This window comes from Streptomyces sp. NPDC040545 (assembly GCF_055595065.1).
On record NZ_JBVIWA010000024.1, the window covers coordinates 39,562 to 54,109 of the forward strand.

The window sequence follows — 14,548 nt, forward strand, 5'->3', positions numbered from 1 at the left end:
CGGCGAGTCTGGTCCTCGATTGGCCTGGCCGTCAGAGCCAATCAGGGGAGGTTGGCATGGCAATCGGGCGAGTGGTCCGGACAGCGGACAGAACCATCGGCAGCCGTCAGCTCGCGGCCCTGCTGCCCGCCGGCGTCCTGGCCCGCCCCGGCTACCGGGCGCTCGCCGACGCCGTCCGCACGCTGATCCTCGACGGACGCATCGCCCTGCACGTCCGGCTGCCCGCCGAACGCGAACTCGCCGAGGCGGTCGGTGCCAGCCGGGCCACCGTCACCGGCGCCTACGACCTGCTGCGCGAGAGCGGCTACGTCCGCAGCCGGCGCGGCTCCGGCACCTGGACCGAGCTCCCCGAAGGCCACCGCCCGGTCGGAGCCCACGCCCTCCTCGGCGCCGGCGGCTACAGCGCCGACGGCGATCCCGGTGTCGACCTCGCCATCGCCGCCATGGGCGCACCGGAGGGCAGCCTCGCCGACGCCTTCGCCCGGGCGGCGCCCCGGCTGCCCCAGCTCGCCCGCGGCCCCGGCTACCACCCGTTCGGCCTGCCCGACCTGCGCAGCGCCGTCGCCGACCGGTTCACCCGGCGCGGGCTCCCCACGCGCCCCGAGCAGATCCTGGTCACGGCCGGGGCCCAGCAGGCCTTCTCTCTGGTCGTCAGCCTGCTCTGCGGGCCCGGGGACCGGGTCGTCACCGAGAACCCGACCTACGCCAACGCCCTCGACGCCCTGCGCCACGCGCGGCTGCGCACCGGATCCATCGCCGTCTCCGACGCGGGATGGGACCTGGAGATAGCCGAGTCCACGCTGCGCCAGACCGTGCCCAGGCTGGCGTACGTGATCCCCGACTTCCACAACCCGACGGGCGCGCTGATGCCGCCGGAGCAGCGGCTGCGGCTGCTCGCGGCGACCCGTGCCACCGGGACCTGGCTGGTCGTCGACGAGACGATCGCCGACATCGCACTGGACGTGCCCGCGCCCGCGCCGCTGGCCTCCCTCGCCCCGCGCGGGGGCGCGGACCACGTGATCACCATCGGCTCGCTGAGCAAGACGCACTGGGGCGGGCTGCGCGTGGGGTGGATCCGGGCCACCGCGAAGATGATCACCGAGCTGACGGCCGTACGCGTCTCCGCCGACATGACCGGCTCGGTGCTCGACCAGCTGGTCGCGCTCCCGCTGCTGGACGGTATGGAACGCGAACTGCCCGCACGGCTGGCGCAGTTGCGGATCCGGCGCGAGGCCCTGGTGCAGGCGCTCCAGCGGCACACCCCGGAATGGTCCTGGCAGGTCCCGCCGGGCGGACTCTCGCTCTGGGTCGACCTGGGCGAGCCGGTCAGCTCCGCCCTGGCCGAGCGGGCCGCCGCGGCCGGGGTGCACATCGGCCGCGGCGCGCGCTTCGGGGTGGACCCGGGCACCTTCGAGCACCGGCTCCGGATCCCGTACACGCTCCCCGCCGACCGCCTCGACGAAGGCGTCCGCCGCCTCGCGAGCGCCTTCCACGACGGGGTCCCGCTGCCGTCGGCGGTGGAACGGCCGCACTGGGTGGCCTAGGCCGGCTCTTTCGGATCTTGCCTGACCCGCGCCGCGGAGCCAGCCCCCTACGGGGTGCGGATCAGCCGGCGGGTGGCGGCCGCCGCGACCGCCGCGGTGCGGGAGTCGACGCCGAGCTTGGCGTAGACGTGCACCAGGTGGGACTTGACGGTGGCCTGGCTGAGGAAGAGCTTCTTGGAGATCTGCTGGTTCGACAGGCCGTCCGCGACCAGCTGCAGCACCTCCAGCTCCCGCTTCGTCAGCGCCTCCGCGGGGGTCCGCATCCGGTCCATCAGGCGCAGCGCCACCGCCGGGGCCAGCGCCGACTGGCCCGCCGCGGCCGTCCGTACGGCCGCCGCCAGTTCCTCCGGCGGGGCGTCCTTGAGCAGATAGCCGGAGGCGCCCGCCTCCACCGCCGCCAGGATGTCCGCGTCCGTGTCGTAGGTGGTCAGCACCAGCACCCGGGGGGAGCCCGGGCGGGCGGTGATCAGGGCCGTCGCCTCGGAGCCGTGCATACCGGGACCGGGACCGAACTGGAGGTCCATCAGCACCACGTCCACCGGTTCACCGGCGGCCAGCACCACCGCCCGCTCGGCGGTCGCCGCCTCGGCCACCACCGTGAAGTCCGGTTCGGTGTCCAGCACCGCGCGCAGCCCGGCCCGGACCACCGGGTGGTCGTCGGCGAGCAGGAGACGGATGGTCACAGGGCCTCCACGGCGTCCGGATGTTCCGCATGTGCTGCTTCCTCGACGTGTTCGAGGTTCTCGAGGGGCAGCGGCAGGGTGACGGCCACGGCGGTGCCCTGGCCCGGGTCGGACTCCACGGTGAACAGCCCGCCCAGGGTCTCGGCGCGCGAGCGCATCGCGGGCAGCCCGAAGCCGCCGTCGCCCGCGCCGGAGGCGACCGAGGACGGGTCGAAGCCGTGCCCGTCGTCGACGATGTCCAGGGTGACCGAGGCGTCCATGAACGTCAGGGTGATCTCGGCGCGTCCGGCCCGCGCGTGCCGCACCACATTGGCCAGTGCCGACTGGGCGATCCGCAGCAGGGCCACTTCGTACGGCGTGGGCAGCACCCGCGGGCTGCCGCTCAGCGAGAACCGCACGCGCGGCCCCGGGACCCCCGCGCACAGCCGTTCCAGAGCGGCCGCGAGCGACCCGCGCTCCAGGTCCGGCGGGGTCAGGGCCCGTACGAAACGACGCGCCTCGGCGAGGTTCTCCTGCGCCGCCTCGCGCGCCCGGGCGATGTGCTCCAGCGCCGGAGCCCCGGTCGGCAGCGCCCGCTCGGCCGCCCGCAGCAGCAGCTGGATGGAGGACAGCCCCTGGGCGAGGGTGTCGTGGATCTCCCGGGCGAGGCGCTCCCGCTCGGCCAGGATCCCCGCACCCCGCTCGGCCGCGGCCAGCTCGGCCCGGGTGGTGATCAGCTCCTCGATCAGCTCCCGGCGGCGCTCGCTCTCGCGGTACAGCGCCTGGTAGCCCAGTACGGTCGCCACCGCCACCGCCCCGCCCAGCAACGGCCCGAGGAAGGCCCCGGGAGTCACCGAGCTGCTGTGCGCGAGGAATCCGGCGATGGCCGCGCACGCGGTCACCGCGACGGCCGTGACCCCCCACCGCAGCCGCAGCAGGTGCAGCTCCAGGAAGTACAGCGGGAAGGCGATCCACAGCCCGTCGGGGCAGACCACGAGCAGCCCCGCCCAGGCCGCGCCGAGCCCGGCCAGCCACAGCGCCCCGGCGCGCGGCGAACTGTGCACCGCGGGGGCCCGTACGCCGCCCGCGTAGACGGCGGCGAGCACCGCGCAGGCGGCGATCACCCAGCCGGCCCGGGGCGCGGAGTCGGCGACGGCCCGCCCGGCGGCGAGCGCGAGCAGACCGAAGAGGAGCGCGTGCAGGCACAGCCGCAGCACCTTCGACACGGGCGTCAGGGCACGCGTGGCGGAGAGCGCGGGGCGAGCGGGGAGAGCGGAGGAAACGGGAGCAGTCATGTCCGGACCAGCGTAAGTGGGGGCGGACCGGACCCGGTCAACCGAAAGTTCGATGTCCGGGCGCACCCTTCGATACGAGGATCACTACTGTGGCGCGATGCCTTGTGTCCACGCGGAAGACCAAGGTGGGGAACATGTTCGTCGCATGGAGAGATCTACGGTTCGCCAAGGGCCGATTCGCCCTCATGGGCTCGGTCGTGCTGCTCATCACGCTGCTGGTGGGCCTGCTGTCCGGGCTCACCTCCGGCCTGGCCCGGGAGAACATCTCGGCCATCACCGGTCTGCCCGCCACGCACCTGGCATTCGCCGCGCCCCCCGGGGACCAGAAGGTGTCCTTCACCAGCTCCCAGGTGCCCGAGTCCGCCTGGCTGGCCTGGCGCGGGCAGCCCGGGGTGAAGGCGGCGGAGCCGCTCGGCATCCGCACCACGAACGCCGTCTCGGGTGAGCGCACCGCCGCGGTCTCGGTCTTCGGGGTGGACTCCGCCGGGGGGCTCCCACCGCGCGACGCCGGCCTCACCCAGGGCCAGGTGGTCCTCACCGAGAAGGCCGCGAAGGAGCTGGGCGGCCTGACCGCCGGCGCCGAACTCAAGATCGGCCCGCTGGAGATGACCGTGGCGGGGGTGTCCGGGACCGCCGCCTACAGCCACACCCCGGTCGTCTGGATGGACCTCAACGACTGGCAGCGCGTCGGCAACCCCGGCACCTCCATCGACACCCTCGCCACCGTCGTCGCCGTCTCCGGTCGCGGCGTGGACCTCGGCGCGGCCGACGAGGCTGCCGGGACCAAGGCGCAGACCGTGGACGAGGCCCTGGGCGCCATAGGCTCCTACCAGGCCGAGAACGGCTCGCTGCAGCTGATGCGCGGCTTCCTGTTCGCCATCTCCGCCCTGGTGATAGGCGCCTTCTTCACGGTGTGGACGATCCAGCGCAGCGGGGACATCGCCGTCCTGAAGGCACTGGGCGCCTCCACCCCGTACCTCCTGAAGGACGCCCTCGGCCAGGCCGTCGTGATGCTCGCCATCGGTACCGGGCTGGGCACCGCGCTCGCGGCCGGATTCGGCGCGCTGATCAGCGGCGGCCCCGTGCCCTTCGTCCTGGACGCCGCCACCGTGCTCGTCCCCGCCGCGATCATGATCCTGCTCGGCGCGCTGGGCGCTGCCCTGTCCGTCCGGCGGATCACCGCCGTCGACCCGCTGACCGCCCTCGGGAGCGCCCGATGACCCTCCTCGTCCACGACGTCACGCTGACCTACCCCGACGGCGAGAGCCGGCTCACCGCCCTCGACGCGGTCGGCCTGGAGGTGCCCGCCGGCACGCTGACGGCCGTCATCGGCCCCTCCGGCTCCGGCAAGTCCAGCCTGCTCGCGGTCGCCGCCACCCTCGTCACGCCGGATTCCGGCCGGGTCGTCGTCGCGGGCCAGGACACCACGCAGCTCGGCCCCGCCGAGAAGTCGGCCCTGCGCCGGGAGAAGATCGGCATCGTCTTCCAGCAGCCGAACCTGCTGGCCTCGCTGACCGCCGCCGACCAGCTCCAGGTCATGGCACACCTCTCCGGCCGCCCCTCGCGCGCGCTGCGCCGGCGGGCGCTGGAACTGCTGGACGCGGTGGGCCTGGCCGACAAGGCCGACAAGCGCCCCCACCAGCTCTCCGGCGGCCAGCGGCAGCGGATCAACATCGCCCGCGCCCTGATGAACGAGCCCGCCGTGCTGCTGGTCGACGAGCCGACCAGCGCGCTCGACCACGAGCGGGGTGCGGCCGTGCTCGACCTGCTGGTCACCCTGACCCGGGAGCGCTCCACGGCCACGGTGCTGGTCACGCACGACCACGCCCACCTGGAGCGGATGGACCGTACGGCGACGATGACGGACGGCAGCCTGACGCTGAGCCCGGCGCCGGTGCCTGCGCCCTGAGCGGCGTACGGAAGGCGCGTACGGAAGGCGTACGTGACGGTTGTACGTGAAGGTTGTACGTGAAGGCCCCGGCGGCCCCTTCGAAGCGAGGGGCGGCCGGGGCCTTCGTACGACTGCGTGAACCTACGCGGGGCTCTGGTTGGCCAGGGCCACCGAGAGCTCGGCGGCCACGCCCTGCAGGATCGGCACGAAGGACTCGGCCACGGCCTCCGTGACCCGGCCCGCCGGACCGGAGATGGAGATCGCGGCGGCGGTCGGCGAGTTCGGCACCGACACGGCGAGGCAGCGGACTCCTATCTCCTGCTCGTTGTCGTCGACCGCGTAGCCCACCTTGCGGACGTGCTCCAGCGCGTCGAGGAAGCCCTCGGGCGTGGTGATGGTCTTCTCGGTCGCCGCCGGCATCCCGGTGCGGGCCAGCAGGGCCCGCACCTCGTCGGCCGGGGTGTGGGCGAGGAGCGCCTTGCCCACGCCGGTGGAGTGCGGCAGGACCCGGCGGCCGACCTCGGTGAACATGCGCATGGAGTGCTTGGACGGCACCTGGGCGACGTAGACGATCTCGTCGCCGTCGAGGAGGGCCATGTTCGCCGTCTCCCCGGTCTCCTCGACCAGGCGGGCGAGGTAGGGGCGGGCCCAGGTACCCAGGAGGCGCGAAGCGGACTCGCCGAGGCGGATCAGACGGGGGCCGAGGGAGTACCGTCGATTGGGCTGCTGGCGTACGTAGCCGCACGCCACCAGCGTGCGCATCAGGCGGTGGATGGTGGGCAGAGGCAGACCGCTGGCGGCGGAGAGCTCGCTGAGGCCGACCTCGCCCCCGGCATCGGCCATGCGTTCGAGCAGGTCGAAGGCGCGCTCAAGAGACTGGACGCCACCGCTGGCGGCGGGGGTCTTCGAGGAAGCGTCGGTGGTGCTGGCGCTGGACGTCGGCACGGCGCGGTCCTTTCGGTGCTGGCAGGCAAGGCTGCAGCCTACCCGGCGGTCGGCGTCGGTCCCAGTGTTGGGGTCGAGGTCGTCGCCGCCGGTCAGAGAGGGTTTGTCCTGGTGGCGGACGTCCTCCGGAAGTTATCCGCCCACATCCCGGTGGTGGTAGCTACATTCTGTATAGCGAAATCTTAATTCCATCCTGTGGAAACATCCAATTGCGGTCCTGGTGTGTCAGTGGTCCGTCCGGACGCTCTTGACTGGGTACCGATCGCCGGGAAGACTCCGTCAACAGAACGTTGAATTTCGCTCTGTGGAAGTAGATGGGGAGGTTCGGTGGCCGACGTGGCTGTGGAACTGGTACTGCGCTCGACGCGCGTCATCACCCCCGAGGGGACGCGTGCCGCCTCGGTGGCCGTCGCCGGCGGGAAGATCGCGGCCGTGCTGGCGTACGAGGCCGAGGTACCGGCCGGAGCCCGGCTGGAGGACTTCGGTGACGACGTCCTGCTCCCCGGCCTGGTCGACACCCACGTCCACGTGAACGACCCGGGCCGCACCGAGTGGGAAGGCTTCTGGACGGCCACCCGCGCCGCGGCGGCCGGCGGCATCACCACGATCCTCGACATGCCGCTGAACTCCCTGCCGCCCACCACGACGACCGGCAACCTGCGCGTCAAGCAGGAGGTCGCCCGCGCCAAGGCGCACGTGGACGTCGGCTTCTGGGGCGGCGCCCTGCCGGACAACGTCAAGGACTTGGCGCCGCTGCACGACGCCGGGGTCTACGGCTTCAAGTGCTTCCTGTCGCCCTCCGGCGTCGACGAGTTCCCCGAGCTCGACCAGGAGCAGCTGGCCACCTCCCTCGCCGAGATCACCGGCTTCGGCGGCCTGCTGATCGTGCACGCCGAGGACCCGCACCACCTCGACGCCGCTCCCGTCGTCCCCGGCCCCAAGTACGCCGACTTCCTCGCCTCCCGGCCGCGTGACGCCGAGAACACCGCGATCGGCAACCTGATCGCCCAGGCCAAGCGGCTGAACGCCCGCGTCCACGTCCTGCACCTGTCCTCCTCCGACGCGCTGCCGCTGATCGCCGCCGCCAAGGCCGAGGGCGTCCGCATCACCGTCGAGTCCTGCCCGCACTACCTCACCCTCACGGCCGAGGAAGTGCCGGACGGGGCCAGCGAGTTCAAGTGCTGTCCGCCCATCCGCGAGGCCGCCAACCAGGACCTCCTGTGGGACGCGCTCGCCGACGGCACGATCGACTGCATCGTCTCCGACCACTCGCCCTCCACCGCGGACCTGAAGACCAGCGACTTCTCCACCGCGTGGGGCGGCATCTCCTCCCTCCAGCTGGGCCTGCCCGCCATCTGGACCGAGGCGCGCCGCCGCGGCCGGACCCTGGAGGACGTCGTCCGCTGGATGTCCGCCGCCCCGGCCCACCTCGCGGGCCTCAGCCAGAAGGGGGCCATCGAGGCCGGCCGCGACGCCGACTTCGCCGTCCTGGCCCCTGAAGAAACGTTCACTGTGGACCCGGCCGAGCTCCACCACCGCAACCAGGTCACGGCGTACGCGGGCAAGACCCTGCACGGCGTCGTGAAGTCCACCTGGCTGCGCGGTACGCAGATCGCCGACCACGGCACCCCGACCGAGCCCACGGGCCTCCTCCTCGAAAGGCAGAACTGACCAGTGGCGATTGAATCCTTCACCGGCAACGCGAACCCGTACGGAGGCGGCGACCCGTACGCGGACTACCGCACCGCGGACTTCCCGTTCACCCAGTACGCGAACCTCGCCGCCCGTGAGCTGGGTGCCGGTGTCATCGCCGCCAACGACGAGTTCTTCGCCCAGCGCGAGAACCTGCTGATCTCCGATGCCGCGCACTTCGACCCGGAGGACTTCGGCCACAAGGGCAAGGTCATGGACGGCTGGGAGACCCGCCGCCGCCGTGGCGTCTGCGCCACCCAGCCCTGGCCGACCGCCGAGGACCACGACTGGGCGCTCGTACGCCTGGGCGCCCCCGGCATCGTCCGCGGCATCGTCGTCGACACCGCACACTTCCGCGGCAACATGCCGCAGGCCGTCTCCGTCGAGGCCACCAACTGGGCGGGCGCCCTCGCGCCGACCCCGGAGGAGCTCCAGGGCGACGACGTGAAGTGGACGACCCTCGTCGCCCGCACCCCGGTCGGCGGCCACGCGGCCAACGGCTTCGAGGTGGACGTCGAACAGCGCTTCACCCACCTGCGCGTCAACCAGCACCCCGACGGCGGCATCGCCCGCCTGCGCGTCTACGGCGAGGTCCTGCCCGACCCGAAGTGGCTCGACGCGCTGGGCTCCTTCGACGTGGTGGCCCTGGAGAACGGCGGCTCCGTCCAGGACGCCTCCAACCGCTTCTACTCCCCGCCGACCAACACCATCAACCCGGGCCGCTCCCGCAAGATGGACGACGGCTGGGAGACCGCGCGCCGCCGCGACAACGGCAACGACTGGATCCGCTACCAGCTCGTCGCCGAGTCCGAGATCCGCGCCGTCGAGATCGACACCGCGTACCTCAAGGGCAACTCGGCCGGCTGGGCCTCCCTGTCGGTCAGGACGGGCGAGGAGGGCGAGTGGACGGAGTTCCTGCCGCGCACCCGCCTGCAGCCCGACACCAACCACCGCTTCGTCCTGGACGCCCCGGCGGTCGGCACGCACGTCCGGATCGACATCTTCCCGGACGGCGGCTTCTCCCGCCTGCGCCTGTACGGCTCCCTCACGGAGGCCGGCGCGACGGCGCTGACCGCCCGCCACCAGGAGGTGGGCGGCTAGTCACGCAGCACGTGAAGCCCGCCCCGGGGGCCGACACCCCGGGGCGGGCTCCGCCGTTCCGGCGCCGAGGCGCGGGCCCGAATCCAGCCCCGCCGGCGTTTGAGGCGCGGGGTCCGGGGCGGAGCCCCGTGCACCCGGCCCGCACCCGCCCGCACCCGCCCGCCGGCGGTACGGCCCCGGTTCCCGCCCGCGCGCCCGGCCCGAGGGCTACGCGGCGTGCCCGCCGTCGACGGCGAACTCGGCGCCCGTCACGTACGCCGCCTCCTCACCCGCGAGGAAGGACACGACGGCGGCCACCTCCCGCGGTGCGCCGAACCGCCCGAGCGCCGTCATGGCCGCCTGCGGGCCCGCGTACGGTCCGTCCGCCGGGTTCATGTCCGTGTCCACCGGCCCCGGGTGCACGATGTTCGCGGTGATCCCGCGCCCGCCCAGCTCCCGGGCGAGGGCCTTGGTCAGCCCGGTCAGCGCGGACTTGCTCATGGCGTAGAGCGTTCCGCCCGGACCCGGCACCCGCTGGGTCATGCAGCTGCCGATGGTGATGATCCGCCCGCCGGACCCGAGGTGCGCGGCCGCGGCCTGCGTCGTGTGGAACACCCCGCGCACGTTGACCGCGAGTACGCGCTCCACGTCGGCCGGGGCCAGCTCCGCCAGCGGCCCGAGCACGCCCACGCCGGCGTTGTTGACGAGTACGTCGAGCCGCCCGAACCGCCGTACGGTCTCCCCGACGGCGTTCGCGACCTGGGAGGCGTCCCCCGCATCGGCCCGCAGGGCGACGGCCCGCCGCCCGAGCGCCTCGACCTTCCCGACGACCTCGGCCGCGGCCTCCGCGTCGCTGACGTAGGTGATCGCGACGTCGGCCCCGTCCTCGGCGAGCCGCAGTGCGACGGCCGCCCCGATCCCCCGGCTTCCCCCGGTCACCAGGGCCACGGTGTTGTTGCTGTCCATGCCGTTCCTCCCGCATCAATTGGTTGCGGGTTCAATCAAATCCTCCCGGGGCCCACCCCGCTGGCAGGAATCCGACCTGGCGTTCCGCGTGGGGGAGCGGACGTGGGAGGGGGAACGCCGGAGCGCCCTGCCAGGAGTGATCTCCCGGCAGGGCGCTCGCGGTTGCGGCTGTCCGTCCCGACTACCCGATCGTCAGGAAGGTGTTCCAGCCGTCCTCGTCACGGCCGATGGGGGCGCCGACGGTGCTGGTTCCGCCTTGGAAGAGCCACTGGTTCTCGTTGTTCCCGACGGCCCAGATGTCGGGGATGCCGTCGCCATTGGCGTCGGGGGTGCCGAGGAGCTTGGGGTAGGCGGCCCTGCCCCAGCCGGTGGTGGCGTAGGTGTAGTCCTCGCCGCCCTCGGCGTTCGCCTTGGCTTCCAGCGACGTGAGGCCGACTCCGCCGTTGACGCCGGGCTTGCCCTTGCGCAGGGCCAGGCCGCACGCTGTACCTGGGTGAGGCCGAGGTCACGGTCAACCTGGCCGGCCAGGCCGTGGATGCCGTCCGCTCCTACACCGGCGTCGGAGCCCCTACCACCGTCCGGCAGACCAAGGGCAAGACCACGGGCCACGCCCTGACCGTCCTGTTGAAGGACCGTCAGGGGACTGCCACCACCATGGTGGAACATCGCGCGGGGCTCGCAGGAAAATTCCTGCGGGCCCTCCGCGATCGGTTGACGTGGGACTTCTCGATTCCGCGGCCGTGTGCGGCCGATCGGGCGGTCGGTTGCGTGGCGTGTCGATGAGTTCTCCGGTGGACGGGAGTCTGAACCCGTAGAGGCCACCGAGCGAGGAGCGCAGAGCCATGGGGAAGCTGACCCTTACCACCTTCGTGACGCTGGACGGCGTGATGCAGGCGCCCGGGGGGCCCGACGAGGATCGGGGCGGCGGGTTCGAGTACGGGGGGTGGGTCGCGCCGTTCGCCGACGAGGGGATGGGGGAGTTCATCACCGAGGTGTTCGGGCGGGCCGAGGCGTTCCTGCTCGGGCGGAAGACGTACGAGATCTTCGCCGCGTACTGGCCGGAGCACGACGACCCCGCCGACCCCGTCGCGGGCAAGCTGAACCGGCTGCCCAAGTACGTGGCCTCGACCACCCTCACGGAGCCGGCCTGGGGGCCGGTCACCGTGCTCGACGGGGAGCACCTGCAGGGCGAGATCGTCCGGGTCAAGGACACGCTGGACGGGGAGCTCCAGGTGCACGGCAGCGGGCAGCTCGCGCAGTGGCTGCTCGCCCGGGACCTGGTGGAAGAGATCAACCTGCTGGTCTTCCCCGTGGTTCTCGGCGCGGGGCAGAGGCTGTTCCCCACCGGCGGGCTGTCGACGGCCTACGAGCTGACGGCCTCCCGCACGACATCGTCCGGGACGGCCATCCACACCTACCGGCCGACGGGCCGGGCGTCGTTCGGCACCGTCGGCGCCTGACCCGGCGCTACCCGGCGCTGCGGATCCGTCCGCGGCTGCCCGGGTGCCACCGGAACCAGGAGCCGAGCCCCCGTCGACCCGGTAGGGGGCACCGTCGTCGAACCTCAGCTCGCCGGTCACGCGCCGTACATCGGCGGGCGGCTGCCGGTGCGGGGCGAGCAGTCGGGTCAGCTCGTCGTAGCGGGCGTCGACGCTACCGAGGGCTGGATGGCCCTCCGGACCGACCTCCCCGCCTCGTGGCCCTGGTTCCACCTGGCGAAGATCGCCCACTGCTCACGCTCCAGCACCATCGGGCCTCGCTCCCCGGCCACACGAGGTACTCGTGGGCGAGGCCGGGCGCAGTCCTTCGTACCACTCGAATTCGGCGGCGCACCGGGACCCGCCCTCAGCCATGCCGGGCAGGCCGCAGCGGCACCCCCTACCGCGGGTCCAGCGCCAGCTGGACCACGCGGCCCTCGCGCAGGACCAGCAGGTCCGGGGACTCGTGCTCGTAGAAGCGGAGACGGCCGACCGGGCCCGGCGGGCGGATGTGGGGGGCCAGGAGCAGGAGGAGGTCCTCCACCTCCGGGAGCTGTTCCTCGTGGATCTCCTGGCGGGCGGTCAGGGCCCACCCGCCGCGCTCGCCCGGCCCGAACTCCCCGACCAGCATGCCGCCGACGCGCCACGCCGGGCCCCGGGTCGAGAGGAGGCCGTCCGGCGACGTCAGCTGGCGCCGCACCTCCGCGAGCACGTCGTCGGGCGTGGTGTCGAGCAGGTCGAACGCCAGATCCAGGGCGTAGAGATCAGCCATGCCGCCGATGCTACGGGGCCGAGGTCGCGGGCCCGGAAAGGGGTCGCCCGGCATGATCGGCTCCGGTACGGTGTGCCCGCACCCGTGCGAGCCGCCGACGTCTCCACCCCCGATGAGCCGTTGGAGACCTCCGTTGACCGTGATCTCGCCCGCCCTCGAAGCACCGCGCCGGGCCTGGCCGGCCGATCTGCCCGTGCTGGCCGTCGCCGTCGTCTGGGGCGGCAGCTATCTCGCCGCCAAGGGCATCACCACCACCCACACCGTCATCGCCGTGCTCGTGCTCCGGTTCGCGCTGGTGCTGCCCGTGCTCGTCGTCGCCGGGTGGACGCGGCTGCGCGCCCTGAGCCCCGCCCAGCTGCGCGGCGCCGGGCTGCTGGGCCTCGTACTCGGCGGGATCTTCCTCCTGGAGACCTACGGGGTCGTCCACACCTCCGCCACCAACGCCGGGCTGATCATCAGCCTGACGATGATCTTCACCCCCCTCGCCGAAGCGGCCGTCAGGAAGCGGGCGCCCTCCGCCGGTTTCCTCGGCGCCGCCGCCGTCTCCGTCGCCGGGGTCGTGCTCCTCACCCAGGGCGCCGGCTTCACCGCGCCCAGCACCGGCGACCTGCTCATCCTCGGCGCCGCCCTCGCCCGGACCCTGCACGTCCTGCTCATGGCCCGCATCGAGGCCGTCCAGGACGCCGACTCGCTGTCCCTGACCACCGTGCAGCTCGGCGCCGCGGTCCTCGTCTTCGCCCTGCTGGCCGGCGTACCCGGGACCGGTGACAGCCCCTGGACCGCCGCCGCCGGCTTCGGGGCCGCCGAATGGGCCGGGCTCGCCTTCCTCTCCGTCTTCTGCACCCTCTTCGCCTTCTTCGTGCAGATGTGGGCCGTACGCCGCACCTCGCCCTCCCGGGTCAGCCTGCTGCTGGGTACCGAACCCCTGTGGGCCGCCGTCGCCGGCATCGCCCTCGGCGGCGACCACCTCGGCCCCCTGGGCCTGGCCGGGGCCCTCCTGGTCCTCGTCGGCACCGCCTGGGGCCGGAGCGCGGTGACGACCCCCTGAGCGTGTCCGGAAAGCGCCGCAGCCACAGGTGATCACCCGCCGTACTGTGGCCCCGTGCCCCCCTTACACAGCCGGCAGGTCCGGGAGCTCCTCCAGCCGCACCCGGCGCCGCTCCCGGCGCGAGAGTTCGCAGGCCTCCGCGATGCGGAACGCCGCCAGTGCCTCCCGGCCGTCGCACGGGTTGGCGCCCTCGCCGCGCACCAGCTGGACGAAGGCCGCGAGCTCGGCCTCGTAGGCGGGGGCGAAACGTTCCAGGAACCCCGTCCACGGCTTGCTCGCCGGGGGCGGGCCGTGCGGTTCGGTGGAGGCGATCGGCGTCCGGTCGTCCAGCCCGACGGAGACCTGGTCCCGCTCCCCGGCCAGCTCCATCCGCACGTCGTACCCGGCCCCGTTGCACCGGGTACCGGTCGCCGTGACCAGGGTCCCGTCGTCCAGCGTCAGCACGGCGGCCGCCGTGTCGATGTCGCCCGTCTCCCGGAACAGCGCCGGACCCGCGTCCGACCCGGCCGCGTACACCTCGGCCACCTCGCGCCCGGTCACCCAGCGGACCATGTCGAAGTCGTGCACCAGGCAGTCCCGGTACAGCCCGCCCGAGGTCGCCAGGTACGCGGCCGCCGGCGGCGCCGGGTCGGCCGTCATCGTCCGGACGGTGTGCAGCCGCCCCAGGGCGCCCGAACGGACCAGGTTCCGGGCCGTGCCGTAGCCCGCGTCGAAGCGGCGCATGAAGCCCACCTGGAGCAGACCGCCCGCGGCCGTCACCTCCCGCAGTGCCGCAAGGGTCCGGTTCAGGTCCGGGGCCAGCGGCTTCTCGCAGAACACCGGCAGCCCGCCGCGGACCGCCCGTACGACGAGGTCCGCGTGCGCCTCCGTCGCCGACGCCACCACCACCGCGTCCACGCCCCAGGTGAAGACCTGCTCCACGGAGGGCGCGGCGGTGGCCCCGAGCCGGTCGGCGAGGCGCGCCGCCCGCGCGGGGTCGGCGTCCGCGAGCAGGAGCGAGCCCGCCTCCGGGTGGCGGGCCAGTACCGCCGCGTGGAAGGACCCGATCCGGCCCGTTCCGATCAAGCCGATGCGCATGCACTCAACCTGACCCTGTCGGCGGAACCTGTCAATCCGCCCGCGCATGTCAACCTGACCGTGCGTGCCCCGATGACCCTCCATGGTCGACTGTGGCG

At 73.2% G+C, this 14,548-nt stretch carries 13 protein-coding genes; 7 read left to right on the forward strand and 6 right to left on the reverse strand.

Features of this window, described 5'->3' with window-relative positions; translation table 11 throughout:
- Positions 1 to 56: 56 nt before the first annotated feature.
- Positions 57 to 1,544, forward strand: a complete 1,488-nt coding sequence (gene yczR, locus ACZ573_RS32935) for a MocR-like transcription factor YczR (protein ID WP_471311442.1) — start codon at positions 57 to 59, stop codon at positions 1,542 to 1,544.
- 47 nt (positions 1,545 to 1,591) lie between these two features.
- On the opposite strand, the gene ACZ573_RS32940 is transcribed toward yczR, so the two are convergent.
- Together ACZ573_RS32940 and ACZ573_RS32945 are read right to left on the reverse strand one after the other, a co-directional pair.
- The gene (locus ACZ573_RS32940; RefSeq protein WP_471311445.1) at positions 1,592 to 2,227 is read right to left on the reverse strand and encodes a response regulator; all 636 of its coding nucleotides are present in this window, start codon (positions 2,225 to 2,227) and stop codon (positions 1,592 to 1,594) included.
- Positions 2,224 to 3,501, reverse strand: a complete 1,278-nt coding sequence (locus ACZ573_RS32945) for a sensor histidine kinase (RefSeq protein WP_471311447.1) — start codon at positions 3,499 to 3,501, stop codon at positions 2,224 to 2,226. Before ACZ573_RS32945 ends, ACZ573_RS32940 begins: the two co-directional genes overlap by 4 nt.
- A gap of 134 nt (positions 3,502 to 3,635) precedes the next feature.
- Between ACZ573_RS32945 and ACZ573_RS32950 the strand changes: the two genes are divergently transcribed.
- Positions 3,636 to 4,721 carry an ABC transporter permease gene (locus ACZ573_RS32950; protein WP_471311450.1) on the forward strand — a complete coding sequence of 362 codons (1,086 nt, stop codon included), beginning with the start codon at positions 3,636 to 3,638 and terminating at the stop codon, positions 4,719 to 4,721.
- Positions 4,718 to 5,410, forward strand: a complete 693-nt coding sequence (locus tag ACZ573_RS32955) for an ABC transporter ATP-binding protein (RefSeq protein ID WP_471311453.1) — start codon at positions 4,718 to 4,720, stop codon at positions 5,408 to 5,410. Before ACZ573_RS32950 ends, ACZ573_RS32955 begins: the two co-directional genes overlap by 4 nt.
- A gap of 123 nt (positions 5,411 to 5,533) precedes the next feature.
- Here the strand turns inward: ACZ573_RS32955 and ACZ573_RS32960 are convergent, their stop codons facing one another.
- Entirely contained in the window at positions 5,534 to 6,337 is an 804-nt protein-coding gene (locus ACZ573_RS32960) for an IclR family transcriptional regulator (protein WP_468113284.1), read from the reverse strand.
- A gap of 336 nt (positions 6,338 to 6,673) precedes the next feature.
- Between ACZ573_RS32960 and allB the strand changes: the two genes are divergently transcribed.
- Positions 6,674 to 8,008 carry an allantoinase AllB gene (gene allB / locus ACZ573_RS32965; RefSeq protein WP_471311607.1) on the forward strand — a complete coding sequence of 445 codons (1,335 nt, stop codon included), beginning with the start codon at positions 6,674 to 6,676 and terminating at the stop codon, positions 8,006 to 8,008.
- Between the two features lie 3 nt (positions 8,009 to 8,011).
- Positions 8,012 to 9,130, forward strand: coding sequence for an allantoicase (gene alc, locus ACZ573_RS32970; protein ID WP_471311456.1), 1,119 nt, complete (start codon positions 8,012 to 8,014; stop codon positions 9,128 to 9,130).
- Between the two features lie 207 nt (positions 9,131 to 9,337).
- On the opposite strand, the gene ACZ573_RS32975 is transcribed toward alc, so the two are convergent.
- Positions 9,338 to 10,075 carry a 3-oxoacyl-ACP reductase family protein gene (locus ACZ573_RS32975; protein ID WP_471311459.1) on the reverse strand — a complete coding sequence of 246 codons (738 nt, stop codon included), beginning with the start codon at positions 10,073 to 10,075 and terminating at the stop codon, positions 9,338 to 9,340.
- Positions 10,076 to 10,917: 842 nt separating this feature from the next.
- On the opposite strand from ACZ573_RS32975, the gene ACZ573_RS32980 reads away from it, so the two are divergent.
- Positions 10,918 to 11,535, forward strand: coding sequence for a dihydrofolate reductase family protein (locus ACZ573_RS32980; RefSeq protein ID WP_471311462.1), 618 nt, complete (start codon positions 10,918 to 10,920; stop codon positions 11,533 to 11,535).
- Between the two features lie 418 nt (positions 11,536 to 11,953).
- Here ACZ573_RS32980 and ACZ573_RS32985 read toward each other — a convergent pair whose 3' ends face one another.
- On the reverse strand, positions 11,954 to 12,325 hold the full coding sequence (locus ACZ573_RS32985) for a hypothetical protein (protein WP_471311466.1): 372 nt from the start codon (positions 12,323 to 12,325) through the stop codon (positions 11,954 to 11,956).
- 112 nt (positions 12,326 to 12,437) lie between these two features.
- Between ACZ573_RS32985 and ACZ573_RS32990 the strand changes: the two genes are divergently transcribed.
- The gene (locus ACZ573_RS32990) at positions 12,438 to 13,373 is read left to right on the forward strand and encodes a DMT family transporter (protein ID WP_471311468.1); all 936 of its coding nucleotides are present in this window, start codon (positions 12,438 to 12,440) and stop codon (positions 13,371 to 13,373) included.
- Between the two features lie 63 nt (positions 13,374 to 13,436).
- Here ACZ573_RS32990 and ACZ573_RS32995 read toward each other — a convergent pair whose 3' ends face one another.
- Positions 13,437 to 14,450 (reverse strand): Gfo/Idh/MocA family protein, encoded by a 1,014-nt coding sequence (locus ACZ573_RS32995; RefSeq protein ID WP_471311471.1) that lies wholly within the window; start codon positions 14,448 to 14,450, stop codon positions 13,437 to 13,439.
- Positions 14,451 to 14,548 lie beyond the last annotated feature (98 nt).